The 13305-nt window shown below is 61.1% G+C and carries 16 protein-coding genes; 11 read left to right on the top strand and 5 right to left on the bottom strand.

What is annotated here, in order from left to right; genetic code table 11:
* Positions 1-112 precede the first annotated feature (112 nt).
* The 6 genes from BLW03_RS07795 to BLW03_RS20365 all read left to right on the top strand — a co-directional run bounded on the left by BLW03_RS07795 (position 113) and on the right by BLW03_RS20365 (position 3359).
* Positions 113-694 carry an RNA polymerase sigma factor gene (locus BLW03_RS07795; protein ID WP_074653174.1) on the top strand — a complete coding sequence of 194 codons (582 nt, stop codon included), beginning with the start codon at positions 113-115 and terminating at the stop codon, positions 692-694.
* The gene (locus BLW03_RS07790) at positions 691-1206 is read left to right on the top strand and encodes a hypothetical protein (protein WP_074653172.1); all 516 of its coding nucleotides are present in this window, start codon (positions 691-693) and stop codon (positions 1204-1206) included. The genes BLW03_RS07795 and BLW03_RS07790 overlap by 4 nt, the downstream gene beginning before the upstream one ends.
* A 107-nt stretch (positions 1207-1313) precedes the next feature.
* Positions 1314-1844 (top strand): Spy/CpxP family protein refolding chaperone, encoded by a 531-nt coding sequence (locus BLW03_RS07785; RefSeq protein ID WP_212733158.1) that lies wholly within the window; start codon positions 1314-1316, stop codon positions 1842-1844.
* Positions 1845-1983: 139 nt separating this feature from the next.
* Positions 1984-2376, top strand: a complete 393-nt coding sequence (locus BLW03_RS07780) for a VOC family protein (protein ID WP_074653169.1) — start codon at positions 1984-1986, stop codon at positions 2374-2376.
* 31 nt (positions 2377-2407) lie between these two features.
* Entirely contained in the window at positions 2408-3106 is a 699-nt protein-coding gene (locus BLW03_RS07775; RefSeq protein WP_074653167.1) for a helix-turn-helix transcriptional regulator, read from the top strand.
* Between the two features lie 97 nt (positions 3107-3203).
* On the top strand, positions 3204-3359 hold the full coding sequence (locus BLW03_RS20365; protein WP_139285137.1) for a DUF3309 domain-containing protein: 156 nt from the start codon (positions 3204-3206) through the stop codon (positions 3357-3359).
* An 80-nt stretch (positions 3360-3439) separates the two neighbouring features.
* On the opposite strand, the gene BLW03_RS07770 is transcribed toward BLW03_RS20365, so the two are convergent.
* Positions 3440-3949, bottom strand: coding sequence for a DUF1003 domain-containing protein (locus BLW03_RS07770; RefSeq protein WP_074653165.1), 510 nt, complete (start codon positions 3947-3949; stop codon positions 3440-3442).
* A 149-nt stretch (positions 3950-4098) separates the two neighbouring features.
* Between BLW03_RS07770 and BLW03_RS07765 the strand changes: the two genes are divergently transcribed.
* Positions 4099-5034 carry a CHAD domain-containing protein gene (locus tag BLW03_RS07765; RefSeq protein WP_083350395.1) on the top strand — a complete coding sequence of 312 codons (936 nt, stop codon included), beginning with the start codon at positions 4099-4101 and terminating at the stop codon, positions 5032-5034.
* Between the two features lie 74 nt (positions 5035-5108).
* Here BLW03_RS07765 and BLW03_RS07760 read toward each other — a convergent pair whose 3' ends face one another.
* Entirely contained in the window at positions 5109-5963 is an 855-nt protein-coding gene (locus BLW03_RS07760; RefSeq protein ID WP_074653161.1) for a hypothetical protein, read from the bottom strand.
* A gap of 111 nt (positions 5964-6074) precedes the next feature.
* Here BLW03_RS07760 and BLW03_RS07755 point away from each other — a divergent pair, with 111 nt between their 5' ends.
* Both BLW03_RS07755 and BLW03_RS07750 read left to right on the top strand, forming a co-directional pair.
* Positions 6075-7280, top strand: a complete 1206-nt coding sequence (locus BLW03_RS07755; RefSeq protein ID WP_244502004.1) for a Gfo/Idh/MocA family protein — start codon at positions 6075-6077, stop codon at positions 7278-7280.
* Between the two features lie 24 nt (positions 7281-7304).
* Positions 7305-8153, top strand: a complete 849-nt coding sequence (locus BLW03_RS07750; RefSeq protein ID WP_074653160.1) for a sugar phosphate isomerase/epimerase family protein — start codon at positions 7305-7307, stop codon at positions 8151-8153.
* On the opposite strand, the gene BLW03_RS07745 is transcribed toward BLW03_RS07750, so the two are convergent.
* Both BLW03_RS07745 and BLW03_RS07740 read right to left on the bottom strand, forming a co-directional pair.
* Positions 8150-9193, bottom strand: a complete 1044-nt coding sequence (locus BLW03_RS07745) for a lysozyme inhibitor LprI family protein (RefSeq protein ID WP_074655856.1) — start codon at positions 9191-9193, stop codon at positions 8150-8152. The genes BLW03_RS07750 and BLW03_RS07745 overlap by 4 nt on opposite strands.
* Before the next feature lie 44 nt (positions 9194-9237).
* Positions 9238-10572 carry a Gfo/Idh/MocA family protein gene (locus BLW03_RS07740; protein WP_074653158.1) on the bottom strand — a complete coding sequence of 445 codons (1335 nt, stop codon included), beginning with the start codon at positions 10570-10572 and terminating at the stop codon, positions 9238-9240.
* A 76-nt stretch (positions 10573-10648) separates the two neighbouring features.
* Here BLW03_RS07740 and BLW03_RS07735 point away from each other — a divergent pair, with 76 nt between their 5' ends.
* Together BLW03_RS07735 and BLW03_RS07730 are read left to right on the top strand one after the other, a co-directional pair.
* Positions 10649-11191, top strand: coding sequence for a regulatory protein RecX (locus BLW03_RS07735; protein ID WP_074655855.1), 543 nt, complete (start codon positions 10649-10651; stop codon positions 11189-11191).
* A gap of 25 nt (positions 11192-11216) precedes the next feature.
* Positions 11217-12104, top strand: coding sequence for a hypothetical protein (locus BLW03_RS07730; RefSeq protein WP_244502003.1), 888 nt, complete (start codon positions 11217-11219; stop codon positions 12102-12104).
* Here the strand turns inward: BLW03_RS07730 and BLW03_RS07725 are convergent.
* The gene (locus tag BLW03_RS07725; RefSeq protein WP_074653157.1) at positions 12065-13243 is read right to left on the bottom strand and encodes a GGDEF domain-containing protein; all 1179 of its coding nucleotides are present in this window, start codon (positions 13241-13243) and stop codon (positions 12065-12067) included. The genes BLW03_RS07730 and BLW03_RS07725 overlap by 40 nt on opposite strands.
* Positions 13244-13305 lie beyond the last annotated feature (62 nt).

The following is a 13305-nucleotide window of genomic DNA, read 5'->3' as shown; positions in this document are numbered from 1 at the left end:
GGCCCGCTCGTCCCAAATTCTGCAGACACTCCACGCTTTGGCCGGGCGGCATGCGCCGGTATGAAACCCGACCCGCATCGCTGCCCGGTGCCGAAACCGCAGGATATGACCGATGGCCTATACTCTCCACGCTGGTGTGCTGAATTTCGTGCAGGAAAAGACGCTCTCTGAGCTCGACGACATTGACGCGCTGGCGCGGACGTACCGACCGCGGCTGTTGCGCTTTGTTGTGGCCTCGGTGCGTGACGAGGATCTGGCTGACACGATCGTGCAGGACACGCTCCTCAAGGCCTACCGCAATCGTTCCGGTTTTCGGGGCGACTGCAGTGTGAATACCTGGCTGACCGGTATTGCCGTTAACCTGATCCGCGATCATGCGCGCACCCAGAAGTTCAAGTTCTGGCGTAAGGCGCACGCTACAGCCGTCGATGCGACGGACATGGCGAATCACCTGCGCAGCAGCGGATCGTCCCCGGAGGGATCGCTGCTGGCGCGGGAACAGGCGCTGCAGGTGCATGCAGCGATGGAGGACCTGTCGCCAAATCAGCGCACCGTCTTCCTGATGCGCTTCATCGAAGAGATGGAGCTTGCGGAGATTGCGGCAGCCATGAATATGCCGGTGAATACCGTGAAGACGCACCTGCATCGCGCGGTAAAATCCGTACGGACCCGGGTCGGAGGGGGCAGAGTATGACGAAGCACCACGCACTCACTGACGAGCAGTTTGCCGACCTGCTGGCCGGTCGGCCGACGTCGGAGACACTCGCTGACCTGCAGGGTGATGCGGATGCCGCGGCAGAACTGGTGGCATTGAAGTCTGCGCTGCACAGCTATCGTGCGGAGAGCCTGGTGTGGGCAGAACGCCGTTCCGCCTCGGCGCCTTCGCTGGCACCGGCAGCGCGTCGCCGCGCGCGGTGGATGGCTGTTCCGCAGTGGTCTTTGGCAGCGGTTGCAGTGGCGGCAGTTGCGGTTGGCATTGGGCATTTCTCCGGCAGCAATGCGAACGATGCGGTTGCCAGCACACCAACCATCGCAACATCCAGTACCTTGTCCGCAAGCGCATTGCCGGAGAGAGACTTCGCATCAGACAATGAATTATTGACGTCAATCGATGCTGCGCTCAGTTATGCTGGCGCGTCGCCCGTAGACGGCCTGGGTCTGAAGTCGGCACAGGACGCCGGCGCCCAGCGCCGCAACGTGGAATAGCGTCGCAGCGTGGGAGAGATTGGCGCAGAAGCTCTCAACTAAGAAGAGCGCAAGCGCAAGTAGAGGATTCAGGAGCAAGGCCTTTGAAGTCGGGAAATACAATTCGCATGCTCTGCCTGACTGCGGTAGTTGCCGCAAGTGCCCTTTGCACTGCGGCGCAGGGACCTGGCGGTGGGCCGGGAGGGATGCGCGGCGGCATGGGGATGCCGGGCGGCGGCGGTCGCATGGGTGGCGCTGAACGGAATGGCCTCACAAGCGGGGGCATGGCCTCCCCCGGGCGCGGGAAGATGTCCAGCGGCACGACGCACAGCAGCCTTGGCCCCACGGGCCGCTGGTGGGACGATCACAAATTTGCGAAGTCTCTGGGCCTGAATGGCGACCAGCAGAAGCGGATGGACAACATCTTCCAGCAGAACCGCGACACGCTGCAGCAGCGCTACGACGCCTTTACCAAGGCGCAGGCCCGACTCGACGCTCTGAAGCAGAACGGCAATGCCTCAGAGACCGCGCTGTTCAGCGAGATCGATCGCGCGGCGCAGGCGCGTGCGGAGCTTGAGCAGGCCTACACGCACATGCAACTGCAACTGCGTGGCGAAATGACCGCGGATCAGATCGGGAAGCTCGACGAACGTCACTGAGGCTTAGATTGAATCGATTCATTCTGCACGGCTCGCGCCGTGCTTTTCTGTTTGCGCGCGAAGTCTACTGACACCATGCTGTCAGCAGCGTGTCAGTAGTTTGGCTCTGTGCGGTAACGACCGCCGAGGAGCAAGACCCATGAGCGATATCGAAACGAAGCCGTTGCCGAAGGGTGGCATCACCTGGTTTGAAGTCTCCACTGCAGACATCACGCGCGCGAAAACCTTCTACAACGCGGTGTTGCCGGAACCACTGATCGACGTCAGCCGCGATGAGGCGATGTTCATGTTTCCAATGCAGAATGGCGAAGTCACAGGGGCGCTGGTGCAGCGACCGGGCCGGGGTGCATCGGCTGACGGCACGCTCGTCTACCTGCACATCGGTGGAGCCCTGCGCGATGCCATGGCAAAGGTCGAGCCAGCAGGCGGATCGCTGGTGACAGGCGCCATGGTCGTGCCCAATGTTGGCGGCACGTTCTGCGTCATTGCTGACACGGAAGGCAATCACATCGGCCTCCATGCCTCCCACTAAACCGCGGCAATGGCAGTAGGATGGCAGCAGCATGAGACGCGCAGACCGGCTCTTTCGAATCGTCAGCCTGCTGCGTTCCGGCCGCATGTTGACCGGTGCGCAACTGGCGGAGCGCCTGCAGATCTCGCCGCGCACGCTTTACCGCGATGTGGCAGATCTGCAGCGTACCGGCACGCCCATCATCGGCGAGGCGGGTGTCGGCTACACCCTGCGCAAAGACGATCATCTGCCTCCCATGCACTTCACGCCGGAAGAACTGACAGCGCTGGTGCTGGGTGCGCGTATGGCGGGTGCGTGGGGCAGTGAGTCGACACAGATCGCGGCCAATGATGCGCTTCTGAAGATCGAGGCAGCGCTGCCAGCCGAGCATCGCAGTCGTGTCGATCGTGTGTTGCTTTTCGCGCCACCCTTCCCGCACCCAGCACGCACACGCAAGCTGCTGGATCGATTGCATAATGCCTGCGCGGAGAACTACGTGCTCCGCTTCGGCTATGCCGACGAGGCAGGTCGTGAGACAGAACGAGCCGTTCATCCACTGGGCCTGTTCTTCTGGGGCAACCGATGGACGCTGGTCGCGTGGTGCCGCCGGCGCGATGACTTCCGGCACTTTCGGCTGGATCGAATGCGAGAAGTTGCGGTCAGCGACGAGGTCTTTGCCAGCAGGCGCGGCCAGCGGTTGGAAGACTTCATTCGTAAGGTGCGGAGCGAGAAACCGACGGCAACTGCATGAAACGAAAATGCGAGACATCCCTTTGGCGTCCGGCAGACTCGTACCACTATCGCGATCGGCAGTGCTTGTCGAGCGAACTTCTTCTGAGGGTACGAAAATGCTTCTAGTACTGCTGATCGTTCTGTTGCTCGTATTTGGTGGTGGCGGCTATTACATGGGACCCGGTGTCGGCTACTACGGCGGCGGCGGTCTGAGCCTGATCGTGCTACTTGTCATCCTTTGGCTGCTCTTCGGTCGCGGCAGCAGCATCTAGCCCTGACGTCTTCGAATCGCCTCGCGTCTTCCGATGGAAGCGCGAGGCATTCGTGCGTTTGGAGATGCCTCGCGAAATTTCTACTGTTCCTGCGGCAGACTTTCCTTGATGTTCTCCGCGACTTCATCGATCGGCGTTTCGCGCGCCAGTGCTGCCAGGTCACGGTCGCGAGTGACATGCTCCATGCCGTGGTGCGCTGCGATCTTTCGGCTCACCTGTAGGACCGCGGTGACTTCCTTCTCCGTCAGCAGCAGCACCTGCAGAATCAGGTGATCGCGCTCATCGGACCGGCGGCTGGTCCGTGACTGACGCATGAGGATGAAGCTGGCCAGCAGAATCGCCTCGATCGCCACAAGCGTGTCCAGCATGGGATACGGGTAAGGATCGAAGCGCCAATGCCGTAGCGCGGGCAAGGAGTTCAACAGGAACCACGCAGCAAAGCCTGCGAGATGCAGCGCAACAAAGCGCAGACTGCCTGCAAAAGCTGCGATGGCATCGCCAGCGCGTTCCGTAGCGGTGCGGTTTTCGAAGAAGTCCTGCTCCTGCTTCGCGATCAGGTCGATATGTTCCTGTACGTGCTGCCTCGCCATGCAGATGAGTCCTCTGATGTGGTTGGATGCACACCGTGACTCCTCCCGCCGTGTGGCCCGCAGCCGCCAGTTAGCTGGCGGGGTAATACATCACAGCGCGAATCGACGTTGCGATAAGTCCGTCGGGTCCGTCGTGCATCGAATGAACTATGACAATTGCAGTAAAGGGAAGTAAGCGACCGCGTGTCTCACCGTTGGCGGCGCTGGAGCAGCAGGTCGTGGCGCTGGATGCGGCGATGCTGGTGGCGGTAACGGCTACGGAAGTGGGCGCAGTCCACAAGCTGCGCACGACCACACGACGGGTCGAGGCGCAGATGCGCCTTTTGGAGTTGATGGCGACGGGAAGTAAGCGACTGCGACTGCCGGACTACGCGGCAGAGGCGAAGGCCGTTCGCAGCCGGCTCAGGAAGGTTCGTCGCGCAGCGGGTGTGGTGCGCGACCTGGACGTCCAGACCACCATCATCCGCATGGATGCGCCGCTGAAGTCGACAGTTCACAAGGGATCGCCGGGAGACACCATGCGCCGGCAGGCAAAGCAGTTGCGCAAGCATCTGGATGAAGCGCGCGAGCACGAGGCTCAGAAGCTGCAGATCATTTTGCAGGCCGAAGAGCACAAGCTTGCAGCGAATCTGCGCGCACTGGAGAAGGTCCTGAAGCCTGCGGAGTCGTCGACGGCACCTCCGACGGCGCTTTCGTCGCACGTGCAGCATTGGTTCGCGCTGCAGACGGCCCTGTTGCTGAAGCGGGCGAAGAAGAAGGGCGAGACAGCCAAAGACTCATTGCGCATAGCGATTGAAGGGCTGGATGAAGATGGTCTGCACGCCGTCCGCAAAGCCGCGAAGCTTTGCCGCTACATGGCAGAGAGCGCGCCGGAAGGGACCGCGGTGCGTGGGCTGGCAGAACGCTTCGAGAGCATGCAGGAGGCCGGCGGTCGTTGGCACGACTGGCTGCTGCTGGAACAGCTTGCCCATCACTTCCACGGCAAGGGCGCGGAACTGACCGAGCGCTATGCGAAGCATCGGGACTCGGCCTTGGCGGACTACCACCTGCGGTTATCGGAGTTGCTGCCGACCGTAGCGGAGTAACTCTTTGCAACAAAGGAAAAGCGCGGGCAAAGGTGAAGACCTTCGACCGCGCTTTCTTTTTTTGGGGCGCTGAGTTACTTCTGCGGAGGCGCGGTCGAATCGGGCTTCTTCGCATCCGGCGCCGTGTCGTTCGGAATCTCCTGGCCGTTGTAGAAGATGCGCGACGTCGAACGGAAGCGGCGATAGTCCGTGTACTTGACCGTGTTACGCATGTGGATGTCGCTGGCCGGGCCGTTCCGGCTGCTGGCCGCAAAGTGTACCGTACCATCCGCGCGCGTGTAGGTCGGGAACCAGTTCACGGTGTCGACCTGCTCGTAATAGGTGGTGAACGGGATGGAGAAGTGACCGTTCTTCAGGTCATCCGGCGTGTTCTTGCCGTTGATCATCACGATCTCCAGATCCTTCTGGTCGACCCACACCTTGCCTTCGAAGAAGCGGTGCTTCAGGTCGGCGTGCAGCGGCGTGGCCTGGAAGACGTAGGTATCCAGCTCGTCCACGCGCTGCTTCCCCAGGTACTTCACGTCATAGTTGGGCAGATCTTCCGTGGTCAGCACCAGGGGGATGCGCAGGCGCAGATCCTCGAAGTCGTACTGGTCGATGATGACGCGCTCCATGGTGTTCTGTGGCGCGAAGACGACGGTTTCGTTGCGGGTGCCGTCGCGGTTGAAGCCGACGTCGGTGATCTGGCGGTACTCACCGTCCGGCTTGCCGTTGTCATCATTGATGGTCTGCATGACGACTGTCTGGCGGAAGGTGTAGTTCTCACGTGCCTTCGCAAAGGCAGATTCGTGCTTGCCCATCTCCGTGACGATCTGCTCCGGCGTCTTTCCGTCTGGCTGCGACGGGTCGAGCTTCCCAAGGCCATCCTGCGCCATGGCCGGCAGCGCCGCCATCATCACCAAAACCAGGCCAAACACGACACGCCGCATGCACACCTCTCCCCCGCAGTTAGACGCAGATTGTGGCGCGTTGGCGCAGCGCACGGCATCGTGTAACGTGGATACGTTTCAGCGTGGCATATTGCCGCCGGAGTGAAAGACATGGGTATGCAGGATAGCGTCAATCGGCGTGAGTTTTTTCGGCGCGCGGGCGCCGCGGGCGTGATGGGAGCAGCAATGCCGGAACTGATGGCTTACGCAGGCGGTTTCGACCAGACCAACATCACGCATGAGGTCATTGCACCGGGGCCGGAGATCAAACCGACCGACACGGTGAACTTCGCCGTCTGCGGCATGAGCCATGACCACATCTACGGCATGACGGACAGCATCATCCGTGGCGGCGGCAAGCTGGTCGCCTGGTATGGCACCGAGCCGATCAAGGTTGAGAAGTTCCGCAAGCGTTACCCCAACGCAAAGCAGGTGATGAGCGAAGAGGCGATCCTGGATGACAAGAACATCCAGCTTGTCCTGAGCTCAACCATTGCGAATGAGCGTGCGCCGCTGGGTGTGCGCGCCATGAAGCGCGGCAAGGACTTTCTGAGCGATAAGCCGGGCGCCACGACGCTGGAGCAGGTTGAGGCAATCCGCAAGACGATCGCAGAGACGGGCCGCATCTACGGCATCCTGTACAGTGAACGGCTCGAAGTGAAGGCTGCCGTGAAGGCAGGCGAACTGGTGCACTCCGGCGCGATCGGTCGTGTGATCCAGACCATCAACATCGCCCCGCACCAGATTGTGCAGGGTGGCGGTAATGGCGGTGGTGCGGATCCGCGTCCGGATTGGTTCTACGTGCCGGAGCAGTATGGCGGCATCCTCTGCGACATTGGTTCACACCAGGTGGATCAATTCCTGTACTACACGGGCAGCAAGTCAGCAGAGATCGTCGAGTCGCAGATCTCGAATGTTGGCCATCCCGACCATCCGAAGTTCCAGGACTTCGGCGACATGGTGTTGCGCGGCGATCGTGGCTTTGGCTATGTGCGGCTTGACTGGTTTACGCCGGATGGTCTTGGCACGTGGGGTGACGGACGCTTGTTCATCCTTGGCACCAAGGGCTACATTGAAGCGCGCAAGTACACGAATGTCGGCGTGAACAAGACCGGGAACAACCTCTTCCTTGTCGACGGCAAGCAGCAGCGCTATATCGATTGCAACAATGTCGATCTGCCCTTCGGCCGCCAGTTCGTCTCAGACATCGTGCATCGCACGCATACCGCTCAGGACCAGGTACAAACGTTGCTCGCAGCCGAACTCGTCATCGAGGCACAGATGAAGGCTAAGTGGGTCAAGCTGGACGAAGCGTAAGTCGGATCGTAAGGAGACTAGCTCATGTTGAATCATCCGTTGTCGCGCCGCTCTGCTCTGAAGACGATGCTGATGGCATCCGCAGCTGCAGCGGCGCCGCGCTTCTCGTTCGGTTATGCGTTGAAGCCGTCGCCCATTCGCCTGGGCATTGCAAGCTACACCTTCCGTAACTTCAAACCGCCTCAGTTGATTGACTACATGCACCAGCTGAAGACGCCGTATCTGAACCTGAAGGATGTGCACCTGCCCATGACGCCGCCGGATGCTGCGCCGAAGCAGGCGGCGGAGTACCGGGCTGCGGGCCTTACCCTCACGGCCGCTGGTACCATCTACTTCCCGAAGGATGAGGACGAGGACATTCGTCAGAAGTTTGAGTACGTGAAGTCGGCGGGCATTCCAATGATCGTCGGATCGCCTTCGCACGAGGCGCTAGGCCGCGTGGAGAGCTTCGTGAAGAAGTACGACATCAAGCTGGCCATCCACAATCACGGCCCCGAGGATAAGGAGTGGCCTTCGCCGCACGACATCCTGAAGCTGATCGGGAAGATGGACAAGCGGATGGGCTGCTGTGTGGATGTGGGCCACGCGATGCGCGCGGGCGACGACATTCCGGCGACGCTGCGTGAGGTGGGGCCGCGCCTGCTGGCGATGCACATCAAGGATCTTGCCGATCCTAAGAGTAAGGAGAGCCAGGTCGCCGTGGGCGAGGGTGTTATGCCTGTCCGCAAGATCTTCGAGACGCTGGTCGAACTCAAGTATCCGGGTGTGGTTGACCTGGAGTATGAGATTCACGGTGACGATCCGATGCCGGGCGTGATGAAGAGCTTTGCGTCGATGCGTAAGACGCTGGCGGAGATGGGTTACAGCGCCTAGCATCCTTTCGAAAGACTTAGCAGTGATTGCAACTGGTGCGTGCGCAGCCGAATGAGCTGCGCACGCACTGTTGTTTGTGGCAGGTCCGGGTACGCGGCGCGGGAGAAGCTGACCCAGGCATCCGCTAGCTTGAGCCATGCACGCTCTGTGTCGCGGATGCCCTCGGGCTTGATGGTGCCGAACTCCCAGCTCTTGGCTGGCGCATGTTGCAATTGCTGGTAGGTGGCGTTCAGCTTCGTGTCGAGCTTTGCGAGTTCTGCTGCGGATGTCGCCGGGACGTCGCGTTTGTGGAAGCGTTGCAAGTTGATCAGGAACTGATCGGACAGTTTGTCTTCCTCCTGCTGCGCGAACATGCCTCTTGCCGTGCCCGAGAGATCGATCTCGTTGCGGGTTCGGCTTTGTTCGAAGGCCTGTTCTGCTTTCTGCAGGCTTGGAAGCAGCAGCTTAGCCGCAGCGGGCAGTGTGGAGACTTCAACTGCAATTTTGCGATCGCGAGCGGTCTTTACCTTGTCCGAGGTCACTGCCTGGCAGGCGCCCATGCTGAGTCCGCTGGTGATGTCGTCGCATAGGTCGAAGTTGCCGCTGTCGGCGTGAGTGGTGCGCAAGTACTCGATGTGGCCAATGCGGGAGGCCTGTTCCGCCGGGGCGGCCCAGTCGTTTTCGCAGGCGAAGCGGATTGCGAGATCGTAGTTGCGTTCGACGCCTCGACCGTTGGCGTAGAGCATGGTCAATACGCCCGGCCCATAAAACATATCGCCGACGGTTGGGCGTGGATGGGCGCGTTGCCACCAGCCGCATTGCAAGGCTGCGGCATAGTTCGGCTTGCCGCCCGGGCCATAGTACAGCGCCTGTTCGTCGCAGGATGGCAGTTGGCTGGCGGAGAGGGGACCTGCAGGAGGCTCGATGAGCAAAGGCGTTGCCTGTGCGGACTTGCAAACGGCCTTCCAGTTTTCGTCGGACCGGTCCGTCTGGTCCTGCGCCTGCAGGTGGGCGGCGGTGCAAAGAGAAACGGCGGCAAGAGTAAGAATGCTGAGTCTCATGCCGCCGATCCTATCTGTGATGTTGCGTTCGTACAAATGCTGGTTTAGGTGAGCTTTGGCTCCCAGCCCTTCTCGTAAAGGCGTCCGCGCAGTGCGGTTGCCGCGGGGTCGTTGACGAAGGTACCGTTCTCGGGATGCACCTTCAGGTCGCGCTTCAGTTCGTAGGCGATGTTGGACATCAGCAGGATGGCGACCGACTTCGATGCGTCATCGATCGGTGAGTCCAGCTTGGTGCCTGGCGTCTTGATGGCGTCGAGGAGGTTGGCGAAGTGCAGATCCGTCATGGAGTCAGCACCGACTGTGTCACTGCTCGAGGTCTTACCTTCCTTCGGGATTTTATATTCCTTGACCATCTTGCCCTTCAGGTCATGGATCTCGTAGCCGTCGCGATCGATGATGACGGCGCCAGTAGTGCCGTAGACGGCCAGACCGCGCTCGCGGTTGTAGATGGGCATGTCGTTGCAGCAGCGGCCCTCCCACTCGATGAGCTTGCCGTCGTACTCGAAGCTGGTGTTCAGCGTGTCGTAGAACTCCCAGTCGTCCTTGAAGTGGTAGCGGCCACCCGAAGCGGTGACGCGGCTGGGATAGCCGGGCACTTCGAGAGCCCAGCGGCAGACGTCGACTTCATGCGTGCCGTTATTTAGCGTCTCGCCGGTGCCGTAGATCTTCAGCCAGTGCCAGTTATAGGGATGTACGTTGTCTTTGTAAGCGCGGCGTGGCGCGGGCCCCTGCCACAGATCCCAATTGAGCGTGGCGGGCGTGGGAGCGAGCTTGCCTGTTCCCATGGTGCCGCGATTGTTGGTGTACCAGGCCTTCGCGTAGTATGCGCGACCAATGAGGCCACTGTGGATCTGGCCCACGATCTCCTTGGTGTGCGGTGACGAGCGCTGTTGATTGCCCATCTGCAGAACCTTGCCGTACTTCTTCTGCGCAGCGACGATCAGCTCTGCCTCATGCAGGTTGTGGCTGCAGGGCTTTTCGACATAGACATCCTTGCCCGCCTGCATGCCCATGATGGCCATGGGCGTGTGCCAGAAGTCCGGGGTGGCAATGGTGATCACGTCGACGTCCTTGTTCTCAAGGACCTTGCGGAAGTCGCCTTCGGTCTTGGGCGCGGTGCCCATCTGCTTTTCGGTGGAGGCAGCGAACTTTGCCAGGATGGTCGAATCGACGTCGACCACATGCGTGATGGCCGCAGCATTGCGATTGGCGCGAAGGCTGCTGAGGTGTGCGTAGGCGCGGCTGTTGAGGCCGATGACGGCGCAGTGCACGCGCTCGTTGGAGCCCATTACCCGGGCGTAGCTCTTTGCGGTCGTGCTCATGGCCAGGCCTGCGGCAGATGCAGCAATGGTCTTGGAAAATTCGCGGCGCGTCAGCATGTATATCTCCTTGCGGTGGCAATTCTAAACACTCCGCGCGAATGCTGGCTTGCATGGCGCGAGTAATCTTATGTTCATGCCGTTCGCCAAGCGCAAGTCGAAGGAACCACTGACTGAACTGGAGTTGTTCGACTACGCCTGTAAGTCGCTGGGCGCGCGCATGCAGTCTGTGCGTGACCTGCGCCGCAAGATGAAGGACCGCGTCGCGCCGGGAGACGAGGGCGAGGCGATGATGGACCGCATCCTGGAGAAGCTGAAGGAGATGCGCTATCTCAGCGATGAGCGCTTCGCGGCTGACTTCACGAGACTGCGGCAGGAAAACCGGAGCCTGGGACGACGGCGAGTCCAGCAGGATCTGCAGCAGAAGGGCATCGCCGGCGATCTCATCTCGTCCGCACTCTCTGAGGCGTACGACGGCGTGGATGAACTCATGCTGGTCCGCACGCACATGGAGCGCAAGCGCATTCCGCCACCGACGGACGACAAGAGCACCGCGCGCGTGCTGCGCCGGCTGACTTCCGCTGGTTTCTCATCCAAGTCAATCGTTACAGTGCTGCGGTCGTTGAAGGCGGGGGAGACCGCGCTGGATCGTGCCGAGGCTGAGAGCAGCGACGACTAACGCGCATCCGCCGCATCCAACGAGGGTGCTTCCTTCTCCGATTCCCGCACCGACGACCGTCATTGCCATTGACTGGTCCGGCCGTATCGACATCGCCGGGCAGCGTCGCCACATTGTTGCGGCGGTGTGGCAGCAGGGCAAGGTGCGCGTTGAGAACGGTCGCACGCGGGACGAGGTTGGCGAGTGGCTGATCGCGCTCGCGAAAAAGGATCCGGCGCTCGTCGTTGGTTTCGATTTCTGCTTCAGCTTTCCCGCGTGGTTTTTACACGAAGTCGGCGCAAAGTCTGCACCGCAGTTTTGGCAGACAGTCGCGGAGCACGGCGAGCGGTGGCTGTCACGCGAGAGCGAGGATCGTCGCTTCTGGGGCAAGCCACATAAGCGTCCTGCGGAGTTCAGCGGACCGATGCTGCATCGAATGCTGCGTGCAACGGACATCGACTGCAAGCTGATTGCGCACATTCCTGAGGAAGAGCGCGCGCTGCGCGTGAAGGGCATTACGCCCAAGTCGGTCTTTCAGATCGGCGGCTCGGGTTCCGTGGGCACGGCATCTCTGCGTGGCATGAAGACGCTGCAGCGGCTGCACAGTGCGGGCTTTCTTGCGTGGCCCTTCGACAGGCCGAAGCCAGGCAAACCTCTTATGGTCGAGATGTATTCGCGGCTGAATACCGGCCCGGTGCACAAGTCCAACCCCGAGAAGCGTGCGGCTTACCTGCAGCAGAAGCGCCGCACGGATCCCGCCTATGCGGCGTTGAGCCGCACCGCGATGGCGAAGGCGCGGGATGGCGAGGATGCTTTTGACGCCTTGGTCAGCTGCATGGTGATGGCGCAGCATCGCGATGGATTTTACCGGCTGCCGGATCCACGTGATCCTGCCTACGCGTTGGAGGGGTGGACCTGGGCTCCGCCCGCCTGACGTGTCCCGCTACCAAAGCCCCGGGAGCGGCTGAGCTGCTTCTCGCGGTACAACATGATGTCGCTGGCATGCAGCAGATCTTCCACGGTCATCTTTGTGCCGCGCTGCGTTACCTGGCCCACACTGACTGAGACGGAGAAACTCTCTCCGCCCATCGTCTGCAACCTCAGGGCGGCGATGGCAGCTCGGATACGCGCTACAACCAGCCCGGCGGAGGCCTCATCAGCGCCCGGCAGCAGGACAAAAAACTCGTCGCCACCCAGGCGCGTTGCGATGTCGGACGCCCGCAGGCTTGCCTGCAGAGCCCCAGCGACCGCACTCAGGGATGAGTCGCCGGCGGCGTGCCCCAGTTCGTCGTTGATGACCTTGAAGCGATCGACGTCCAGCATTATCGCGGAGCAGGGCAGTCCTCTGCGGGCCGCCCGCTGAATTTCATGGATAGCAGTCACTTCCAGGATTCGCCGATTGTAGAGCCCGGTTAACGGGTCCGTCATGGCGCTCTGTTCCAACTCCGCGTGGACCCGCAGGCTGTCCATCCACAGGTAGCAGAGCGCCAGGCCTGCGATGGTGATCACGCCGATCCAGGAAAGCAGAACATCGGCGTTGCGTCGCTGCACGACCATCGACATTCGTGCAAGGGCAAAGAAGGAGTGCAGCCCCAGCAGCAGTGCCATGCTGCGCATCGCTGGTTGAATGACGCGCTCACGGACCCGCAGCAGCGCGACGATCAGTGCCAGGTGCATCAGCACAATCACGGCGCCCGCTTCCATCACACGCAGAAACAGGTTCGGCTGCCAGTAGGTGTAGTAGGTGAAGTTCGCGACGGTAGCGAAGTTCAGTGCAAGCAGGTACGTCCAGGTCCGGCTCCGCTGGCGCGTGGTTGCGCACACGGCGTAGTTCGCGAGAACACCGAAGAGCAGGAAGAAGAAGTTTCCAAGGACGATCGCGAAGAAAGGCGGAATGACATCCCGTTCCGATTGCAGCGCAAGTCCCAGGCCCGAGCAAAGGTAAGCGGCGGCAAACCATACGGATCCCTTGTCGCGTTTCTGGCCGCGTTGACGGTGAAAAGCGAGCAGAATCACGCCGCCCAGAAAGAGCAACAGGCCGGCCTGCATTGAAAAAAGGGTTCGACGGTCCATACGTTCGGCTGCCTGTCCTGCGTCGGACGGTTAAGAAACAAAATATCAGCCGGTACCATCCT

The organism is Terriglobus roseus (assembly GCF_900105625.1).
Classification (GTDB): domain Bacteria; phylum Acidobacteriota; class Terriglobia; order Terriglobales; family Acidobacteriaceae; genus Terriglobus; species Terriglobus roseus_B.
Note: the sequence above shows the minus strand (reverse complement) of the source record. Positions and strands in the feature narration are given on the sequence as shown.

Bases quoted from the DNA above. Each gene is read 5' to 3' on its own strand.
- BLW03_RS07755 (WP_244502004.1), top strand. From the start codon at position 6,075: ATGGGTATGCAGGATAGCGTCAATCGGCGTGAGTTTTTTCGGCGCGCG.
- BLW03_RS07780 (WP_074653169.1), top strand. From the start codon at position 1,984: ATGAGCGATATCGAAACGAAGCCGTTGCCGAAGGGTGGCATCACCTGG.
- BLW03_RS07775 (WP_074653167.1), top strand. From the start codon at position 2,408: ATGAGACGCGCAGACCGGCTCTTTCGAATCGTCAGCCTGCTGCGTTCC.
- BLW03_RS07725 (WP_074653157.1), bottom strand. From the start codon at position 13,243: ATGGACCGTCGAACCCTTTTTTCAATGCAGGCCGGCCTGTTGCTCTTT.
- BLW03_RS07735 (WP_074655855.1), top strand. From the start codon at position 10,649: ATGCCGTTCGCCAAGCGCAAGTCGAAGGAACCACTGACTGAACTGGAG.
- BLW03_RS07785 (WP_212733158.1), top strand. From the start codon at position 1,314: ATGCTCTGCCTGACTGCGGTAGTTGCCGCAAGTGCCCTTTGCACTGCG.
- BLW03_RS07790 (WP_074653172.1), top strand. From the start codon at position 691: ATGACGAAGCACCACGCACTCACTGACGAGCAGTTTGCCGACCTGCTG.
- BLW03_RS07795 (WP_074653174.1), top strand. From the start codon at position 113: ATGGCCTATACTCTCCACGCTGGTGTGCTGAATTTCGTGCAGGAAAAG.
- BLW03_RS07750 (WP_074653160.1), top strand. From the start codon at position 7,305: ATGTTGAATCATCCGTTGTCGCGCCGCTCTGCTCTGAAGACGATGCTG.
- BLW03_RS20365 (WP_139285137.1), top strand. From the start codon at position 3,204: ATGCTTCTAGTACTGCTGATCGTTCTGTTGCTCGTATTTGGTGGTGGC.
- BLW03_RS07745 (WP_074655856.1), bottom strand. From the start codon at position 9,193: ATGAGACTCAGCATTCTTACTCTTGCCGCCGTTTCTCTTTGCACCGCC.
- BLW03_RS07760 (WP_074653161.1), bottom strand. From the start codon at position 5,963: ATGCGGCGTGTCGTGTTTGGCCTGGTTTTGGTGATGATGGCGGCGCTG.
- BLW03_RS07740 (WP_074653158.1), bottom strand. From the start codon at position 10,572: ATGCTGACGCGCCGCGAATTTTCCAAGACCATTGCTGCATCTGCCGCA.
- BLW03_RS07765 (WP_083350395.1), top strand. From the start codon at position 4,099: ATGACAATTGCAGTAAAGGGAAGTAAGCGACCGCGTGTCTCACCGTTG.
- BLW03_RS07770 (WP_074653165.1), bottom strand. From the start codon at position 3,949: ATGGCGAGGCAGCACGTACAGGAACATATCGACCTGATCGCGAAGCAG.